14 protein-coding genes are annotated in these 15,694 nt (G+C 43.0%); 8 read left to right on the top strand and 6 right to left on the bottom strand.

The window, feature by feature from the left end:
- Positions 1–71 precede the first annotated feature (71 nt).
- The 3 genes from plsY to hsrA all read left to right on the top strand — a co-directional run bounded on the left by plsY (position 72) and on the right by hsrA (position 1,760).
- Positions 72–686 carry a glycerol-3-phosphate 1-O-acyltransferase PlsY gene (gene plsY / locus CJD30_RS01025; RefSeq protein WP_294915431.1) on the top strand — a complete coding sequence of 205 codons (615 nt, stop codon included), beginning with the start codon at positions 72–74 and terminating at the stop codon, positions 684–686.
- Positions 683–1,009: a dihydroneopterin aldolase gene (locus CJD30_RS01030; RefSeq protein ID WP_294915434.1), complete on the top strand. Its 327-nt coding sequence runs from the start codon at positions 683–685 to the stop codon at positions 1,007–1,009. Before plsY ends, CJD30_RS01030 begins: the two co-directional genes overlap by 4 nt.
- A gap of 79 nt (positions 1,010–1,088) precedes the next feature.
- Positions 1,089–1,760, top strand: coding sequence for a homeostatic response regulator transcription factor HsrA (gene hsrA / locus CJD30_RS01035; RefSeq protein WP_294895609.1), 672 nt, complete (start codon positions 1,089–1,091; stop codon positions 1,758–1,760).
- A 91-nt stretch (positions 1,761–1,851) separates the two neighbouring features.
- Here the strand turns inward: hsrA and CJD30_RS01040 are convergent, their stop codons facing one another.
- On the bottom strand, positions 1,852–4,779 hold the full coding sequence (locus CJD30_RS01040; protein ID WP_294915436.1) for an EAL domain-containing protein: 2,928 nt from the start codon (positions 4,777–4,779) through the stop codon (positions 1,852–1,854).
- A 509-nt stretch (positions 4,780–5,288) separates the two neighbouring features.
- Between CJD30_RS01040 and CJD30_RS01045 the strand changes: the two genes are divergently transcribed.
- The 4 genes from CJD30_RS01045 to CJD30_RS01060 all read left to right on the top strand — a co-directional run bounded on the left by CJD30_RS01045 (position 5,289) and on the right by CJD30_RS01060 (position 9,345).
- On the top strand, positions 5,289–6,593 hold the full coding sequence (locus tag CJD30_RS01045; protein WP_294915438.1) for a HAMP domain-containing sensor histidine kinase: 1,305 nt from the start codon (positions 5,289–5,291) through the stop codon (positions 6,591–6,593).
- A 77-nt stretch (positions 6,594–6,670) separates the two neighbouring features.
- Entirely contained in the window at positions 6,671–6,925 is a 255-nt protein-coding gene (locus tag CJD30_RS01050) for a YfhL family 4Fe-4S dicluster ferredoxin (RefSeq protein WP_294915440.1), read from the top strand.
- A 2-nt stretch (positions 6,926–6,927) separates the two neighbouring features.
- On the top strand, positions 6,928–8,400 hold the full coding sequence (locus CJD30_RS01055; protein WP_294915442.1) for a Ppx/GppA phosphatase family protein: 1,473 nt from the start codon (positions 6,928–6,930) through the stop codon (positions 8,398–8,400).
- Between the two features lie 3 nt (positions 8,401–8,403).
- Positions 8,404–9,345, top strand: a complete 942-nt coding sequence (locus CJD30_RS01060) for a DUF808 domain-containing protein (protein WP_294915444.1) — start codon at positions 8,404–8,406, stop codon at positions 9,343–9,345.
- Between the two features lie 50 nt (positions 9,346–9,395).
- On the opposite strand, the gene bamA is transcribed toward CJD30_RS01060, so the two are convergent.
- Positions 9,396–11,636: an outer membrane protein assembly factor BamA gene (bamA, locus tag CJD30_RS01065; protein ID WP_294915446.1), complete on the bottom strand. Its 2,241-nt coding sequence runs from the start codon at positions 11,634–11,636 to the stop codon at positions 9,396–9,398.
- A gap of 115 nt (positions 11,637–11,751) precedes the next feature.
- Here bamA and CJD30_RS01070 point away from each other — a divergent pair, with 115 nt between their 5' ends.
- A complete protein-coding gene (locus CJD30_RS01070; protein WP_294915448.1) occupies positions 11,752–12,588 on the top strand; it encodes a prephenate dehydrogenase in 837 nt (278 codons plus the stop codon).
- Here CJD30_RS01070 and CJD30_RS01075 read toward each other — a convergent pair whose 3' ends face one another.
- Genes CJD30_RS01075 through CJD30_RS01090 form a run of 4 tightly spaced genes read right to left on the bottom strand, consistent with a single transcriptional unit; the run spans position 12,589 to position 15,692 of the window.
- A complete protein-coding gene (locus tag CJD30_RS01075; RefSeq protein WP_294915450.1) occupies positions 12,589–13,743 on the bottom strand; it encodes a tetratricopeptide repeat protein in 1,155 nt (384 codons plus the stop codon).
- On the bottom strand, positions 13,740–14,474 hold the full coding sequence (locus CJD30_RS01080; RefSeq protein ID WP_294915452.1) for a hypothetical protein: 735 nt from the start codon (positions 14,472–14,474) through the stop codon (positions 13,740–13,742). The genes CJD30_RS01075 and CJD30_RS01080 overlap by 4 nt, the downstream gene beginning before the upstream one ends.
- Positions 14,467–14,862, bottom strand: coding sequence for a hypothetical protein (locus CJD30_RS01085; RefSeq protein WP_294915454.1), 396 nt, complete (start codon positions 14,860–14,862; stop codon positions 14,467–14,469). The genes CJD30_RS01080 and CJD30_RS01085 overlap by 8 nt, the downstream gene beginning before the upstream one ends.
- Complete coding sequence (locus CJD30_RS01090) at positions 14,859–15,692, bottom strand: DUF58 domain-containing protein (RefSeq protein ID WP_294915456.1); 834 nt, start codon at positions 15,690–15,692, stop codon at positions 14,859–14,861. The genes CJD30_RS01085 and CJD30_RS01090 overlap by 4 nt, the downstream gene beginning before the upstream one ends.
- Positions 15,693–15,694: the final 2 nt, after the last annotated feature.

Below are 15,694 nucleotides of genomic sequence, written 5' to 3' on the forward strand. Positions count from 1 at the left end.
AAGAAGTTTTTTAGCCAGTTGTAACCATCGGTGATTTATAATACGCCACTGTTTATCCCTAAAGGAACCTAATGGATTTTTTATTTAACCAAAATGTACAATTTTACTTGGCAGCCTATCTCCTCGGCGGTATCCCGTTCGGACTGATCCTCGCCAAATTATTCGCCGGTGTCAACATCACCGATGCCGGATCAGGAAGTATAGGTGCTACCAATGTTTTGCGTGTCGTCAAAGAGACTAACCCTGCTTTGGCTAAAAAACTTGGTGCCGCAACGCTTGCTCTTGATGCATTCAAAGGAATTGCAGTTGTTCTCGCCGCCAAATATTTTGGTATGAGTGATAGCGTTCAATGGCTTGTTGCCGTTCTCGCTGTAGTGGGTCACTGCTTTAGCCCGTACATGTGGTTTGAAGGGGGAAAAGGGGTTGCCACCGGAATGGGTGTTATGGCTGTCATGCTCCCTATCCCTACCGCCATTGCCTTGGTTGTTTGGGGAGTTGCGGCAAAAACGATCCGCATTTCATCGCTCTCATCAATGCTCGGTCTCCTTGGACTCATCATTGCCTCGTTTGTCCTTTATCCAAGCATGTTTCATGCACCGGTTCTTTTTATCGCATTTATCCTCTTTTATAAACATATCCCGAACTTTGTCCGTCTTTTCAAAGGGGAAGAGAAACGCGTCGTATGAGAATCCTCCTCGAGAACCTTACGTTTGAAACCATCATCGGGATTCTCGATTTTGAGCGCACTGCCCCCCAACGGGTAGTAATCGATGCAATTATCGAATATTCTTATACCCAAGAGTGTTTTATCAACTACGCTGAAGTCGCCCAGCGGATAGAATCAACGATGAAAAAAGAGCAATTTGAGTTGCTTGAAACCGCTTTGGGGCATCTGAGTCAAATCCTCAAAAACGATTTCCCCTTAATCCAATCACTCTCTCTTACCATACGCAAGCCTGATATCCTCCCAAATTGCACCGTGGGTGTTCAAAAAAATTTCATTTTTTAAAAAAAATTGAAAAAAAGTTTAAAAAATTCTAAAAGTGTGGTATCATTTCGGCAAAATTTCCGTACCATGAGGAATCTGAATGCGTATTCTGATCATTGAAGATGAAGTAACCCTCAATAAAACCCTTGCAGAAGGGCTCAAAGAATTTGGTTACCAAAGCGATGTCGTCGAAACCCTAAAAGACGGCGAGTATTATCTTGATATCCGTAACTATGACCTAATTTTGATGGATTGGATGCTTCCGGATGGGAACAGTGTCGATATCATCCCTGACATCAAAAGCAATACCCCAAAAACTGTCGTCGTTGTCCTATCCGCACGCGATGATAACGAGAGCGAAATCGAAGCACTTAAAGCGGGAGCAGACGACTATATCCGCAAACCGTTTGATTTCGATGTTCTCGTAGCACGTATCGAAGCACGTTTGCGTTTCGGCGGAAGCAACATTATCGAAATCGATGATTTGACCATCAATCCGGAAGAAGAAAAAATCATCTACAAAGAAAAAGAGATCGAACTCAAAGGGAAACCGTTTGAAGTATTGACTCATCTTGCACGTCACCGTGATCAAATTGTCTCTAAAGAGCAATTGCTTGATGCGATCTGGGAAGAGCCTGAGCTTGTTACACCAAACGTTATCGAGGTCGCGATCAACCAAATCCGTCAAAAAATGGATAAACCGCTCGGTATCACTACTATCGAAACCGTGCGCCGCCGAGGATACCGTTTTTGTTTTCCAAAAGAAGCATAACCCCTTTCTCTCTTATATTGAAAGCCCAATTTTAGGGCTTTCATTCATTTTATACTCTCTTCTCTTCAATTTTTACTATAGAGTGGTTTTGTTAATGCTTTAACTTCCAATCGTTAACAAATAATTCATAGTCGTTTGCCCGCAGAGGTTTACTGTATAAATATCCCTGTACTTCATCACATAATTCTTCTTTTAGAAATGCCAATTGATCGGTTGTTTCTACCCCTTCGGCTATTACACGCAATCCCAGACTGTGTGCCATGCGGATAATCGCTTTAACGATAGCTTTGTCCTCCAAATCATCGCTGATATCCGCTATGAAAGATTGATCTATTTTAAGCTTATAGACTTTAAATTTTTTGATGTAGCTCAACGATGAATATCCCGTCCCGAAATCATCAATGGACATACGAATACCTTTGGCGTGTAATCTGTCCATCATACTGATAACACTTTGGGGATCATGCATCGCAACCGCTTCGGTCAGTTCAAGCTCCAGATACTTTGAAGGTAGATCAAACTCCTCTAAGATACTTGTGACGATTTCAGGCAAATGGGGATGACGAAACTGTACGGCAGAGAGGTTGACCGCTATTATTGTTTCCGGAAGGCCAGCATCAAGCCATTTTTTTGCCTGTTCAACTGTCCTGCGCAATACCCATTCGCCTATAGATAAAATAAGACCACTATCTTCGGCTAACGGAATAAATTCTGAAGGGGGAATGTTTCCAAATTCAGGGTGTTCCCATCGTACAAGCGCTTCTAATCCGATAATCTTATTTTCAGCAATCGCTATTTGCGGCTGATACATGATAGACAATTGATTTTTCTCAACTGCATGACGCAAACCATTGATCAATTGCAAGTTTTTGGAAGCATTCTCTTGCATTGCTTTGGTAAAAAACTGATAGTTATTACGCCCTTTTTGCTTTGCTTCATACATTGCTGCATCGGCATTTTTAGTAAGAGTATCCGGATCGCTACCATCGTATGGGTATATTGCGATACCGATGGAAGCAGTAACGTTCAGTTCATTTTCATTGATATCAAAAGATTGGGTAAGAACATCAAGAATTTTTTCTGCGACGAATGCAGCACCTTGTGTACTGGTATGTGGCAGCATAAAAATGAATTCATCTCCACCCAGACGAGATAACGTATCCTCTTCTCGTAGTAGCTTTTTCACACGTTTGGCAAGTTCTCTCAATAACAGATCACCAATACTATGGCCTAACGTATCATTGATATCTTTAAAACGATCCAGGTCTAGAAATAATAAAGCGATTTCTCCAGCGTTACGTTTTGCGTCGTTGAGTGCGTACTGTATCCGATCATTCAGTTGGCTTCGATTTGGAAGACCGGTTAATAGATCATAATTCGCCAAATAATGGATCCGTTCAGCAGCACGTTTTTTTTCGGTAATATCATCTTTGATTGCCATATAATGAGTGATGTTCCCATCTGGCTGTATGATCGGTGATATGGTAACTTCTTCGGTAAACTCTTTACCGTCTTTGGAAAGATTGGTAAATTCGCCGTTCCAACTTTTCCCTTGCTTCAACTTCTCCCAAAGATCAATATAAACGGTGGTAGGGGTTTTCCCAGATTGCAAAAAACGGGGATTTTTGCCGATAATTTCATCGAGGGTATACCCTGTAGATGCTGTAAATGCGTTATTGACATATTCGATACGTGCCGCCAAATCAGTGATAATAACCGTATTTGGACTTTGCTCTATTGCTTGCGAAAGTTTTTTGAGCTCTTTTTCCGATTTTTTGTGTTCTGTAATATCTCGGGAAGATGCGTAAATATACCGTTCATCATCTAAAAGAATTTTTTGAGCCGTGATCTCAACATCAATGAATTCTCCATTTTTACTTCGATACATCGTCTCCAAGGTAATCGGTTCTTCAGGCAATGGCTCAAAGGCACTAAGAATTTCTTGAATTGAAAATTTTGGGTCAATATCAAAGATATTCAACTTTGCCATCTCATCATTGGTATACCCAAGCATACTCGCGAAGGAAGGGCTGTATTCGATAATTTTGCCATTCATATCGATAATATGCACACCATCGGTGGCAGAATTAAGCAGTGTCCGAAGGCGCGTTTTATGAGATATGAGTTCTTTTGACTTTTCAGCCATGATTCTACGGCTCGTAATCAAACCCAATATAATAAACATAAGAAGAATATAGACAAGCAATCCGATGACAGTATATAAAACAGGTGATTTTGAACTGTGTTCGGCATCAAATTTTTCAGAACTGTAAAAATGGATGTGCCAAATTTGACCATTGATTTCGATAACTTTTATAGCCGTGAATTTTGGATGATACGATGATTTGTTAAATGAACGATACAAAAGGTTACGACTGGAAAGATGATCAACATCATATATTTCAAAATTTATATCAGGATCTTTCAATGCTATGACACGCATAAGATCATTCATACGAAACGGACTGTATACGAACCCTTCGATTGCTATTCTCCGCTCTTCGACCGTATTAATAGGGAGGTTTTTTTTGTAATATGCCAAATACATCAGTATACCCGGCTGTATATCCGTTTCCATCTCCTGTACAAGTTTTACACGCCCTGATAATGTAGGGTGCCCGGTATCTCTGGCTTTTTCCATCGCCAAACGTCGTACAGGTTCGGAAAACATATCGTACCCGATAGCGCGAAGATTGCGTTTATCCATCGGTTCCAAAAACAAAATAGAGCTGTACTCATTTCTCATGCCAGACGGTTTGAGTTTAAAAGAGGGATATCCATCGGAGCGCATTTGCTTTTCGGTTGAAGCGATCTCATCGGCACGAAGCATTTTGGAATACCCTATCCCCTGCATACCGGGATAATGCTGGTTTAATTGGAGGGTAGATACAAATTTATGCCATTCTTCTCTGGATACATTGTCACTTCCCTGAAAAAAAGCAACTCCGCTCCGCAGTACGGTTTCATAACGCAAGATTTGGCGGTTCAAATGATCTACATCTTCATTGACATGAGACATAAATACATTTTTCGCACGGGTATCATAATAATTTTTTGAATTAGACCAAACAAAGAAAGTCACAATAATAGAAATAATTAGCAATATCCAAATATTCATTGTTTTTCGAAAAAACGCACGATGAACATTTTTGTATGATTCTTTCACTTTATAATCCAACTTACTGTTTTTTATAAATTAAACACAAAAATAATACTCTTAAAAAATCACAATTCTGTCATTCTAACAAAGTTTTTATATGATCGTCTATTTTCAACCAGAACAGGTACAAGATTATAGATAAAAAATTGTTACAAAAATGGCCGGATTTAACTCCATGCTTGATTACAAACACAAAAGAAATAAAAATTCATGTTCCTTCGACTTCCCGTATCACAATTCGGTAATAAAATCCTGTATAATCATATCCATACAATAAGAATGCAAAACGCACTGTAAAGCCATTTAAAAATACATAATTAGTTTGGTTTCAATGCTATATAAATATCTAAAAAAAGAGGAGTTGTATTTTGTTTTCCAAAAGAAGCATAAGACGACGCTTTCTCTTTCAACTCATTGTCGCTTCTGCGGCATTGGTGATCCTCTTCTCCTCTTTTTTGTACCTTTTTATCAAACAATCTATTTATGATGAGAAACAAGCTGAATTGATCGGTTATGCCGAAAACATATCATCGTACAAATCGCTTCTCTCCGCAACGCAGCAAAACAGTGCCGATACACTGATGGGATTGAATGTTGAATTAATCACCTTGAACCAAAGCGATGAACGGATCGATTTTTATGAGACGCAGCACAAAGACAAAACAACAACACTTACACTTATTTACCCATTTGATTTTGAACACTCTTCGTATCTCAAAATCAGTCGTGATATTACTCCGACCAAACGGCTGTTACGCAAAATTATGAATTCAATCTATTTAATTAATGCCGTCGGTTTTGTCGTCATTATCCTTTATGCTATCGCGTTTTCAAAAATGTTGATCGCTCCGATCAGCGCCCTCACCCGCCGTCTGGCAAACATGAACGAACACCTGATCCGTCCGATAAAAGTTGAGCAGCTTCCCGATGAATTCGAGCCTCTTGGCGAAACGCTTAACCGTCTTATGGGGCGGATTCAAAACTTTGTCAAATACCAAAAAGAGCTCTTTATCGGTGCGGCGCATGAGCTCAAAACTCCTCTCGCCGTCATCAAACTCAAAAATCAGGTCACGTTAATCAAAAAACGGACTCCGGAAGAGTATATTGAGGCCATTAAAATTACTAATCAAAGCGTCGATGAGATGAACAAAATCGTCGCAGATATCCTCAATATCGGGCGCCAAGAGGGGGCACAACTAGAGATCCCCGTTCAGGTTGATATCATCCAAATTCTCCAAAAATGGGAAGGGGATTTCAAACTTCTTGCCCATAGCGAAAACAAAAAACTGATCACCTGCTTTGAACCCGATGCGTTCAGTGCCATCTTACAAGTAACCCTTTTAAATCAAATTTTGCAAAACTTTTTGCAAAATGCACTCAAATTTACCCCGGAAGGGAAAACGATCGTTTTCCAAAGCTATCTCAATGAGATTGGAATCGTTATCGAAGTAATCGATGAGGGGTGCGGTATTGATGAGAGTGTCGATCTGTTTGCGCCGTTTAAACGCCAAGGAAACAAGTCGGGTGTAGGGTTAGGGCTCTTTTTAGCGAAAAGTGCTTCAGAAGCGATAGGAGCGACGATCACGCTTACCAACCGTGATGATGGAATTGACGGAACCGTTGCACGGCTTGTCCTCCCATCAAAGCTCTGCTGTATTCTTCCGCAGCGATAAGATAAAGCCGTTTAAAACTCCTCAAAGGTTCCTTTCGCTATAAATCGCGCACTAACGAAACAATTAGAGGTTAAACCATGCCATTACTTATAGTCGATGAATGTATAGCGTGTGACGCATGCCGTGAAGAGTGCCCGATGGATGCTATTGAAGAGGGTGATCCGATTTATATCATCGATCCGGACCGTTGTACCGAATGTGTAGGAACCTATGATGAGCCTGCATGTATCGCAGTTTGCCCGGTTGATTGTATCGAACCGGACAAAGATAATGTCGAAACCATGCAAGAACTTCTCTACAAACATAAACAACTTATGGAGGAAGAGGAGTAAGAATGGCTTCATGTACCGCTGTTATCGACATCGGAAGCAATTCCATGCGAATGGCGGTCTTTCAAAAAACCAGCCGTTTTGCTTTTCATATTCTTCACGAGGCCAAAAGTTCTGTTCGCCTGAGTGAACATGCCTATAAAAACGGCGGTCATCTTCAACACGAACCGATGGAACGTACAGCGCGTGCTATCGGAGAATTTCTCTCAATAGCACGTTCTTTCGGCGCTCGCAAAATCCTTTGTGTCGCGACATCCGCATTGCGTGACGCCCCGAATGCTTCGACATTTATTTCCCGTATTCAACGTGAACACAACCTCTCAATCAAAATAATCAGCGGAGAAAAAGAGGCCTATCTCGGAGGGATGGCATGTGCCAATCTTCTTCCGGATATTCCCGATGCAATCAGTGTTGACGTCGGAGGGGGATCGAGCGAGTTTACTCAGATACGCAACGGAAAAGTTGAACAGCTTTTTTCTCTGAATATCGGAACCGTACGGATTAAAGAACTTTTTTTCGATACGAACAATATAGAAGGCGCCATAGCCTATATCGATCAAGCACTGAAAACTCTCCCTCCGTTTCAAGCCACAACCCTCATCGGTATCGGGGGAACGTTTCGGGCCCTGACCCGTGCCTTGATGAAAAAAGAGGAATATCCACTCAAAAAACTGCATGCGTATACCACAAAAAACGATACGCTTTTACGCTTTATCGATCAAATACAAGAAGCGACTCCAAAAAAGCTCCGCTCCCTTTTTATTAAACCGGATCGTTTTGATACGATTAAACCCGGTGCACTCATATTAGAGCGAATTATCCGCTATACTCAAGCAAAAACCTTGATGTGCAGCGGTGTAGGTGTTCGTGAAGGGGTGTTTTTATCTGATCTGCTCCGTAATGCGGGAGATCGTTTCCCTGCCAATTATAATCCGAGTGTTCGTTATCTCTTGGATACCTATGCGCAATACAGCAATCATCCGCTGGAATGTTCCCATTTGTGCAAACGGATGTTTGATCTGCTACACGATCATCTCGAAATCAATCCCAAATACAAACATGAGCTTGTCATTGCTGCCAAGCTGATCGGTATCGGTATTGGGGTCAGATATTATGCCTATCAGCGGCACAGCCACTATTTAGCCATGAGTGCATTAGATTATGCTCTAAGCCATTCTCAGATCGTTCTAATCTCTCATCTATTGCTTTTCAAAAAAGGGACAAACGCTTCGGAGCTTATCCAAAAAAATTCGTACGAGCCATTGCTCCCCGATCATACCACCCTTAATACTCTTAGCAGTATTTTATGGCTCTCTCATATCCTTTTGGCAGGGCGGGTTAAAGCGTCTGAAATTACATTAGAAATCGATTCAGACACGCATGCATTGGTTATCGGAGGTTCCTCTCTTTATTTAGCGCACGAACAGCTTAAAAATATTGTTTTACCGAAACATCTCACCCTCGTTTTCAAGGATTAACAAATGGCAGGAAGCAGTCTTCTTATACTTATCGATGATATAACGCTTCTCCTAGATGACGTTGCCGCCATGAGCAAAGTAGCCGCCAAAAAAACGGCAGGCGTTTTAGGGGATGATCTGGCTCTCAATTCTCAACAAGTGATGGGAATTCGGGCGGAAAGAGAACTTCCGGTTGTGTGGGGTGTAGCCAAAGGCTCACTGAAAAACAAAGTCATCCTTGTTCCTGCCGCATTAGGGCTTAGCGCTTTTGCTCCGTGGTCGATTACACCAATCTTAATGCTAGGCGGTGCCTATCTGTGTTATGAGGGGTTTGAAAAAATTGCGCACCCTTTTTTGCACCATGAAGATAATGAAGATCAGAAATTAATCGAGGCATTTCATAACCCTGATATGGATCTTGAAGCCTTTGAAAAAGAGAAAATCAAAGGGGCGATTCGTACCGATTTTATCCTCTCAGCGGAGATCATTGTTATTGCGCTAGGTACGGTTGCCGATAAAGATATTATGACCCAAACCCTCGTCGTTTCGAGTGTTGCGATTGCGATCACCGTAGGAGTTTACGGCCTCGTTGCCGCCATTGTAAAAATGGATGATGCGGGATTGTATCTTTATCAAAACGCTCCCGAAGGGAAAAAAGGCTCATTCCAAAGAGCTTTGGGAGAGGGATTACTTAATTTCGCTCCAAAACTTATGAAATTTCTAACTATTATCGGGACAGCTGCAATGTTTCTGGTCGGAGGGAGTATCCTTTTACACGGTATTTCGGATGCCCATCATATGATTGAAACTGTTATCGATGCTGTAAAAAACATCCCTGTTGCAGGAAATGCTTTGGGAGCAGTTATTCCTCTTTTCATTGACGCATTAAGTGGAATCATTGCCGGTGGAATCGTTATGGGAATAATCAGCGTAATTGGGAAAATTAGGAAAGTATTTTCAAAATAGACTCTGCTTTCTTAGATTCCGTTCACCCCAAGGGGTGAGTAGTTGGTAACCTAGAATCTCTGACCAATCGTAAATTCAAAGTGGGCAACATCATCTCCAGGTTTGCTTCCGATAGGGTTTGCAAAGACAAGCTGCAGGGGACCGACTGGGCTGAACCATTCTAATGCAACCCCATAACCGCCTCGTTTAATCTCATTCAGGCTGCTTTCTCCAATCATACCGTAATCCACGAACATCGTCGCACGCATTTTTGCTTCCGGAACCAATGGGGCACTAAACTCGATACTATTTGAAAAAGTTTCCGTACCACCGGTTTTAAATGGTTTGCCGGAAGTATCAAACGTTCCATCTGTCGGGGAAAGGGAATACGATTGATATCCGCGAACCGAACCGATCCCACCCATATAGAATTTTTCACCTAATGGGAGAAGGCCACTTTCATGAGCATAGTTAAATCGCGCTTTATAACGGAGAATCAAATCAAAATCGGTCCATTTTTGAAGACCCTGATAGGCACCGAATGTCGTACGGCTTTTCCAAAAATCGGCATCTCCGCCGACTCCTGCCATTTCAATGCTTTGAGAAGCGGTGATCCCTTCACGCGGCACATAGTAATCGTCCGTATTATCATACGTCGCAGATACTACCACCGAACTTTTTGCATAACTTTCGAAATAGCGCGGGTCCCGAACCGTCGTATTCAAATCAATGTCGGTATAGGTGTTTTGGGAATAATTGTACCCTACATATCCGCTGACGTATCGGTTGAAACGATGACCTGTTCCGACACTTAATCCTTTGGAAGACGTGGTATAACTCGTATATTTTGTCGAGCTGTTAAATGCCGAAAAGTTCCCGCTGAAATCACTGTCATTGAGGCGAGGATTGGAAATATTAAAAGAATAGTTTCGGGTACGTTGAGATTTTTCAAGCTGCAACCCAACATTGATTCCCGAACCGAAAATATTTCTATCACTGATCGCAACACTGAGCAAAATACCACCGAAGCTTCCGTATCCACCACCAAGCTGGATATTTCCCGTCGGTGCTTCTTTCGCCTGTACGATCAGATCCATCGTCTCATCATCAATCCGTTTCTCTTCAATTGTGTTACTCTCAAAATATCCGGTTCGTCCCAAAGCGTTACGTGAGTCTTTGAGATTGCTCAAACTGTACAAATCTCCTGGAGCCAGGAACAACTCACGTCGGACAACACGGTCCAAAGTACGGCTGTTTCCTGAGACGATTACGTTTCGGATATGAACTTTTTTACCCGGATTGATGCGATAGACAACATCAACGCTTTTTCCATCTTTGTCTTTTTTAAGATCGGGCTGTACCTGTACGTAGGCGTACCCCAAATCGGCGATTTTGGTTTTGATTCGATCCGCATCTTCGCGGAATGTTTTTATATTGAACGGTTTGTTTTTCTCCAACGCAATAACGTCCAATAGCGCTTGGTCTTCGATCACTTTTGTATCTTGAAAGACCAAAATATCGCTAACGCGGTATACGTCTCCTTCAAAAATGTTATAACTCATTTGCGCTTCATAATGATCAAAATCAACCCTTACAAACGGTTCATCGATCTTAGCGTCCAAAAATCCGCGCTGCATATAAAAATCACGGATACGGAGCGGATCGTATTGCAACTCGGCAACCTTCATTTTGCCATCGTTTCGTCCCCACATCCATCCCATGAATTGATGTTCTTTGTTGGCGATCATACTGTCAAAATCATCCGGATCTTGCGTCAAAACTCCCGCATAGGTGAGTTTTTTGATAATAATCTCTTCTCCCTCATTGACAACAAAAGTTACCTGCATGCTTCCGTTATCAAGTTTCTCGCTGTTGACCTCAACAACCGAATCGATTTTGCCGTCCTGACTCAACGCATCGACAATCCGTTTTTTGGCATTTTCGAGTCTTTTTTCATCAAAAAGAGACCCTTTTTCGATTTGCAACAGTGTTTTTTTGGCCTCTTCGTCGTTCTCTTTATACCCTTTGAGCTCGATTTTCGAAATAACCGGTTTCTCTTTGAAATGGAATGTTACTTTTCCCTCATTCTCATCTGCCCAAACGTCTTGAAAATACCCCTGATCGAAAAAATTTTTAACGGTTTTGTCTACCGCAACAGGGTCTAAAGGTTCGCCGATTTTCACTTCATTCAGCCGTTTCGCAACCGTTTCAGAGATATGAACCATGCCTTCGTATTGAATCGATTGTACGTTTTGTGTCGATGCGTGTACTAAAACACTCGCAACGATCAAAGAGAGGGGTATTGTTTTCAAGCCAAAACTTCCATTGCATTAAAATAGTCTCCTATTCTATCACTCTCTCGATTAATAGGAGCGTAAATTAAACTTAAAAGGGCTAAAATAGCACCATTATACACAAAGGGGAGTTATGAAAATCGGTATCGTAGGGTTAGGTTTAATGGGAGGATCTATGGCATTGGCCTTGAAGCACCTCTCGTTTGTCTCCTCGATTACCGGTTGTGATCATAATCCGGCCCACCAAGAAGTTGCATTGCAACGTGGATTAGTCGAATCGTTTGTAAGTTTTGAAGAACTCAAAGCCCAATGCGACGTTATCTTTTTGGCGATCCCCGTTGATGGCGTCATCGCTTTTTTACAACAATCAACCGATTTAGCCGGAAGTGATAAAACCCTCATCGATTTAGGAAGTACCAAAGCACTGATTGTCAATGCGATCCCTGCCGTGATCCGTTCCAACGTCGTTGCCGCCCACCCGATGACAGGGACAGAGCAGTTCGGTCCGAGTGCGGCACTGGAAGGACTTTATGCCGAAAAAGTAGTCGTATTGTGTGATTTGGAACATAGTGGTGATACGCAGCGGGATATTGCCCTTCGCATTTTCCAGGCAATCGGGATGCAAATCCGACGGATGGGAGCAGAACAACATGACCGTCATGCCGCTTTTATCAGCCACATGCCCCACGTCATCTCCTACGCGCTTGCCAATACCGTACTTGCCCAAGAAGAAAAAGAGAACATCCTAACCCTCGCAGCAGGGGGATTTCGTTCCATGAGCCGTCTGGCAAAAAGCTCTCCGGCAATGTGGGAGGATATTTTCCGCCAAAACCGTGAAAATGTTCTCGAAGCGGTTGAACTGTTTGAAATTGAACTGCAGTCGCTTAAAAGTGCTTTGAAAAGCGAAGACTATGCCGAATTGCGCCGTGAAATGAAAGGGGCAAACAAGCTCTACGATATCTTCAAATAATCACCATTCGAAGAGCCGTGTAGTCGGTGCTGTTCTCTTGGATGACAGTAGAGAAGGTATGTCGTACGCTACACTAGCCTCTTTGGCAGCATGTGATTCGTGATGTTTTTTCTTCGTGTCTCGCTTTTCGATCTGCATCTTGCTCTGTTCTAAATTATGACGCACCCGCTCCGATAAGAGCGGATCACTCGTATAAACTCTCTCATACCAGTAGCGTGAACGCTCAAAATGACCGCTCATATAGAGTGCATTCGCCCGATTGTAGCGAACCTGCGGTGAATCGTGTTCCAGTTGATACCGAGCGTATAAACGTTCACTTTTTTCATATTCACCGCTCTCATACGCCTCTTTCGCTTCACGTAACAGCTGAAAATCAAACAGTCCCGCTTCACTTTTATGGGGTAAAGATCCCAAGAGGAACATCACCGTAACAACACTGACACTGCGCCGTTTCGACATCGATGATAACGCAATCAGGATCAATACCATCGCCGTACCCAGCGGATAAAAAAAGAGGGGTATATGTTCTTGCAGCACCGTTTTCTCTCTCAAGACTAGCAATCGTTGATGCACTTTAGCAATATCTGCAGGCGATGCAACAGCAAAATATCCCTGATTCTCTACCGTTTTGGAAGTTATAATGACGATCATATCAGCACTGCTTTGACGCAATGGTTCTTCTATCACTGTGAGGTTAGAGGGTTTGGTAGAGACCGAAAGATGGCGAATCAACTCCCCCAAAATCATTCCATCATTGCTGCGTGGAGCGATGCGATAAAGCCGGTTATCAAATGCCGCGAGTTCAATCTCTTCCCCTACAAGAGTATAAAGTGTCGATAGTGCTAATGAACGGCTTTTTTCAGCATCTACTGCTCCACGATCTACAACAAGCACAATATGGAGTTTTTTTCCTTTTATGGGTGTTGAGTTCAAAATTACCGGTTGAGCCATGGCACTAATCAACAATATTGCGGCAATAAAAAATAAACCATTGCGCGCTTTGAGTCCCATCGTCGTCTTGGGAGCACGAAGTTTTTCAACGACTGCTTCACTCAGCCATCGATGCTGAAGCGGTTTTTGAGTGAGCCAAAAATAAAAGAGCGCCAAGGTTGGAGGCAACAACCAAATGAAAAATTCGCTATGGAGAAAACTCATGCCAGACCCTTTTGGTTACGGCCGTAGAGATAGATGAGCATCGATAAGAATCCTAAAAAGAGAGGATAAATATAAAAATACTCATAATATTTCCGCTCAGCCATCTGCACATAAGGGGGATGAGAACGATCACTCATCTCCATCCAGTATCGGTTGGGCTCGATGACACTGACTTCTACCCCAACGGGGAGAGAGCGGACAAACTCTGTCGGATTGCTAGAGAGGATCATCGCTAATCCTCTCCCCTCAGAGGTCGTAGCAAAAAAACGCTCTATCTCCCGTGTCACTTTCTCTCCCGATTCTCCTTGAGAAAGGTGTGAAAGTATTTTTTCCAGCGCATCATGATCAGCGCTCATCGGTATCATAACCGGTGAGGGTGTAGGAACATAGATAGCAAAACGATCCGCAGGACGTCTGCGGATAAACGACTCTATTTCATCGATGATGGTAGTAGTGATTGTCGAGGGATCGATGACCAGGAGAATATCATATCCCGATTTTTCTTCTTTGATTTCCCGTACCGGCGACATCAACGCGACTACAAAAAAAGAGAGCATCGCCCATTTGGCGATCCAAATCCAAAGCGACGGCTTCGTCTCATCTGTTCCAAAAAAAGCGGTACGCGGGAAATAGATCGGATTGAGCCGAAGCGGACAAAGGGCTTCGCACGCCAAAAAGAAAAAAAGGATAAAGCTGAGTTTAGGAAACTGGAAATAAATCCCCTCAAGCATCGATCATCTCTAAATAAAGACGATAATATCCTATCGTCTCCTCATCAATCATCTCTACTCGAGGGGCATATTTATACGGTTCCAGTCGATCAAAAAGATTCTGATACGCTTTGTATGTACGTTCGTTGTCCGAAGCGAAAACTCGTCCTATCTCGCTGATAGTATACGCAGCATGTTTTGGGTCCGAAAATGCTACGGCACGAAGTGCATTTAACTTCTCTTTGCGGATCGATATTTTACGTTTTCGCACCTGTTTGATGATGGCAAATATACTTGCCGCAGCCAGTGCCGTGATGATCAATACGAGTGCACTAAAGTAATATAGCGAATAATCGTGTATCTCGACCAACGGAGCAATATCGTTGAGCGGTATATTCGGGCTTTTCATACTCTCCCCTCAAACAACCGACGCAAGGTGACGATCGCATTGGCATCGGTATAGAGTTTTGTCGCCCGTACTCCGGAAGTGCGAAACATCTCAAAAAGCGCACTATCATGTGCCCTCACCCGTTCGCGATAACGCTTGATGCTCCGCTCTCCAAAATCTCCCTCCAATACTGCCCCGCTCTCCGGATCGATTAGCGCGGTAAATCCCATAGGGCTGGGAGTCTCTTCGGCACGGTCACGAACGACGATGGCAACCACTTCATGCTTGCGTGCCAAAACCCGTAGATCTGGAATCTCAAAAAAATCGCCGATCAAAACGATGAGAGAACGCCGTTTGATACGACGATACAGCTCTTTTACCGTATGGTTGAGATCGATACGGCGGTGAAGTATCTCTGCGTTTAACACACTCTCCACACTTTGCTGGACCGAAAAGCGCTTTTTACTCGGACGGATCTCATCACGCAGGGTTTCCGAATAGTTGCAATGTCCATACATATCTCCATTGGCAACCGCAGAGTATCCGATGAGAGCGACCGCTTCGGCAACACTCTGGATTTTAAACTTCTCGGAACCAAAATGAAGCCCTCCCCCTAACAATCCTACACTCAAGACATTCAGTTCCCGCTCTTCGCGAAACACTTTGACAAACGGTCGCCCCGTTTTTGCCGTCACGTTCCAGTCGATATGGCGTGTATCATCCCCGCTGATGTACTCACGCAGTTCGATAAAATCGAACCCCTCCCCGCGAAACATCGAAGGGTTGTTTCCAATCCGATCGCCGATGATCTGGCGACGAGCTTTGAGTAGAATGTGGCGGCTGTTTTTCATCG

Source organism: Sulfuricurvum sp. PD_MW2, assembly GCF_002633015.1.
In the GTDB taxonomy this organism is placed as follows: domain Bacteria; phylum Campylobacterota; class Campylobacteria; order Campylobacterales; family Sulfurimonadaceae; genus Sulfuricurvum.

Excerpts from the sequence above, each read along its gene's own strand:
- CJD30_RS01060 (WP_294915444.1), top strand. The coding sequence starts at position 8,404 with ATGGCAGGAAGCAGTCTTCTTATACTTATCGATGATATAACGCTTCTC.
- CJD30_RS01055 (WP_294915442.1), top strand. The coding sequence starts at position 6,928 with ATGGCTTCATGTACCGCTGTTATCGACATCGGAAGCAATTCCATGCGA.
- CJD30_RS01070 (WP_294915448.1), top strand. The coding sequence starts at position 11,752 with ATGAAAATCGGTATCGTAGGGTTAGGTTTAATGGGAGGATCTATGGCA.
- CJD30_RS01085 (WP_294915454.1), bottom strand. The coding sequence starts at position 14,862 with ATGAAAAGCCCGAATATACCGCTCAACGATATTGCTCCGTTGGTCGAG.
- CJD30_RS01050 (WP_294915440.1), top strand. The coding sequence starts at position 6,671 with ATGCCATTACTTATAGTCGATGAATGTATAGCGTGTGACGCATGCCGT.
- hsrA (WP_294895609.1), top strand. The coding sequence starts at position 1,089 with ATGCGTATTCTGATCATTGAAGATGAAGTAACCCTCAATAAAACCCTT.
- CJD30_RS01080 (WP_294915452.1), bottom strand. The coding sequence starts at position 14,474 with ATGCTTGAGGGGATTTATTTCCAGTTTCCTAAACTCAGCTTTATCCTT.
- CJD30_RS01075 (WP_294915450.1), bottom strand. The coding sequence starts at position 13,743 with ATGAGTTTTCTCCATAGCGAATTTTTCATTTGGTTGTTGCCTCCAACC.
- CJD30_RS01030 (WP_294915434.1), top strand. The coding sequence starts at position 683 with ATGAGAATCCTCCTCGAGAACCTTACGTTTGAAACCATCATCGGGATT.
- plsY (WP_294915431.1), top strand. The coding sequence starts at position 72 with ATGGATTTTTTATTTAACCAAAATGTACAATTTTACTTGGCAGCCTAT.
- CJD30_RS01090 (WP_294915456.1), bottom strand. The coding sequence starts at position 15,692 with ATGAAAAACAGCCGCCACATTCTACTCAAAGCTCGTCGCCAGATCATC.
- CJD30_RS01040 (WP_294915436.1), bottom strand. The coding sequence starts at position 4,779 with ATGTCTCATGTCAATGAAGATGTAGATCATTTGAACCGCCAAATCTTG.